This is a genomic window from Brevibacillus sp. NPDC003359 (genome assembly GCF_042878995.1).
In the GTDB taxonomy this organism is placed as follows: domain Bacteria; phylum Bacillota; class Bacilli; order Brevibacillales; family Brevibacillaceae; genus Brevibacillus.
In genome coordinates this window covers 1-2,931 of the sequence record NZ_JBIAOR010000037.1, presented here as the reverse complement: position 1 = coordinate 2,931, position 2,931 = coordinate 1, and the positions used below count along the sequence as shown (strand labels likewise).

Annotated in this window: 1 rRNA gene; it reads right to left on the bottom strand. The window is 54.9% G+C overall.

From position 1 onward, the window contains the following. A 23S ribosomal RNA gene (locus ACFYU8_RS31430) occupies positions 1 to 2,929 on the bottom strand. Positions 2,930 to 2,931: the final 2 nt, after the last annotated feature.

Here is a 2,931-nt window from a genome sequence, read left to right as displayed (position 1 = left end):
GTGGATAAGTCCTCGACCGATTAGTATTCGTCAGCTCCACGCGTTACCGCGCTTCCACACCGAACCTATCAACCTCATCGTCTATGAGGGGTCTTACCAGCTTGCGCTGTGGGAAGTCTCATCTTGGAGGGGGCTTCACGCTTAGATGCTTTCAGCGCTTATCCCGTCCGCACATAGCTACCCAGCTGTGCCACTGGCGTGACAACTGGTGCACCAGCGGTGCGTCCATCCCGGTCCTCTCGTACTAAGGACAGCTCTCCTCAAACTTCCTACGCCCGCGACAGATAGGGACCGAACTGTCTCACGACGTTCTGAACCCAGCTCGCGTACCGCTTTAATGGGCGAACAGCCCAACCCTTGGGACCTACTTCAGCCCCAGGATGCGATGAGCCGACATCGAGGTGCCAAACCTCCCCGTCGATGTGGACTCTTGGGGGAGATAAGCCTGTTATCCCCAGGGTAGCTTTTATCCGTTGAGCGATGGCCCTTCCATGCGGAACCACCGGATCACTAAGCCCGACTTTCGTCCCTGCTCGACTTGTAGGTCTCGCAGTCAAGCTCCCTTCTGCCTTTACACTCTACGAATGATTTCCGACCATTCTGAGGGAACCTTTGGGCGCCTCCGTTACCTTTTAGGAGGCGACCGCCCCAGTCAAACTGCCCACCTGGCATGGTCCTCTCGCCCGATAAGGGCGACGAGTTAGAAACTCCGTACATCAAGGGTGGTATCCCACCGACAGCTCCACAGAGGCTGGCGCCCCTGCTTCTCAGCTTCCCACCTATCCTGTACATGATGCACAAAGTTCCAATACCAGGCTACAGTAAAGCTCCATGGGGTCTTTCCGTCTTGTCGCGGGTAACCTGCATCTTCACAGGTATTATGATTTCACCGGGTCTCTTGCCGAGACAGCGCCCAAGTCGTTACGCCTTTCGTGCGGGTCGGAACTTACCCGACAAGGAATTTCGCTACCTTAGGACCGTTATAGTTACGGCCGCCGTTTACTGGGGCTTCGGTTCAAAGCTTCGCTTGCGCTAACTCATCCCCTTAACCTTCCAGCACCGGGCAGGCGTCAGCCCCTATACTTCGCCTTGCGGCTTCGCAGAGACCTGTGTTTTTGCTAAACAGTCGCTTGGGCCTTTTCACTGCGGCCCCCTCGGGCTATTAACCCTACCGAGGCGCCCCTTCTCCCGAAGTTACGGGGCCATTTTGCCGAGTTCCTTAGCAAGAGTTATCCCGCGCACCTTAGGATTCTCTCCTCGCCTACCTGTGTCGGTTTGCGGTACGGGCACCTTGTTCCTCGCTAGACGCTTTTCTTGGCAGTGTGAAATCAGGGACTTCGGTACTTAAATTTCCCTCGCCATCACAGCTCATGCTTCACGGTGTGCGGATTTGCCTACACACCACACTCGCTGCTTGGACGGCCATCCAATAGGCCGCTCACCCTATCCTCCTGCGTCACGCCATTGCTCAAGCGGAACAGAGGTGGTACAGGAATATCAACCTGTTGTCCATCGCCTACGCCTTTCGGCCTCAGCTTAGGTCCCGACTAACCCTGGGAGGACGAGCCTTCCCCAGGAAACCTTAGGCTTTCGGTGGACAAGATTCTCACTTGTCTTTTCGCTACTTACACCGGCATTCTCACTTCCAAGCGCTCCACCGCTCTTTCCAGTACGGCTTCACTGCTGCTTGGAACGCTCCCCTACCCAGTCCGTAAGGACTGCCATAGCTTCGGTGATACGTTTAGCCCCGTTACATTTTCCGCGCAGAGTCACTCGACCAGTGAGCTATTACGCACTCTTTAAATGGTGGCTGCTTCTAAGCCAACATCCTGGTTGTCTGGGCAACTCCACATCGTTTCCCACTTAACGTATACTTGGGGACCTTAGCTGATGGTCTGGGCTGTTTCCCTTTTGACGATGGATCTTAGCACTCACCGTCTGACTCCCGGACATAAGTCATTGGCATTCGGAGTTTGACTGAATTCGGTAACCCGATGAGGGCCCCTAGTCCAATCAGTGCTCTACCTCCAAGACTCTAAATTCCGAGGCTAGCCCTAAAGCTATTTCGGGGAGAACCAGCTATCTCCGAGTTCGATTGGAATTTCACCGCTAGCCACACCTCATCCCCGCACTTTTCAACGTGCGTGGGTTCGGGCCTCCAGTAGGTGTTACCCTACCTTCACCCTGGACATGGCTAGATCACACGGTTTCGGGTCTACGGCAGCGTACTATCGCCCTATTCAGACTCGCTTTCGCTGCGGCTCCGTCTCTTCAACTTAACCTCGCACGCTACCGTAACTCGCCGGTTCATTCTACAAAAGGCACGCCGTCACCCTTTTAACGGGCTCCGACTATTTGTAAGCACACGGTTTCAGGTACTATTTCACTCCCCTCCCGGGGTGCTTTTCACCTTTCCCTCACGGTACTGGTTCACTATCGGTCGCTAGGTAGTATTTAGCCTTAGCAGATGGTCCTGCCAGATTCACACGGGATTTCACGTGTCCCGCGCTACTCGGGGTTGGTCTCGGAGAGACGCGCGTTTAGGTTACGCGACTATCACGCTCTATGGTCAGCTTTCCCAAGCTGTTCACCTACGCGCGTCTTTTGTAACTCCATGTGAGACGCCCCACAACCCCGCCGGGTAAACCCGACGGTTTAGGCTCTTCCGCGTTCGCTCGCCACTACTGACGGAATCACTATTGTTTTCTCTTCCTCCGGCTACTTAGATGTTTCAGTTCACCGGGTCTGCCTTCTCATCACCTATGTATTCAGTGAAGGATACCATCCCATTACAGATGGTGGGTTGCCCCATTCGGAGATCCCCGGATCAAAGCGTGCTTACCGCTCCCCGAGGCTTATCGCAGTTCGCTGCGTCCTTCTTCGGCTCCTAGCGCCAAGGCATCCACCGTGTGCCCTTAGTAACTTAACCAC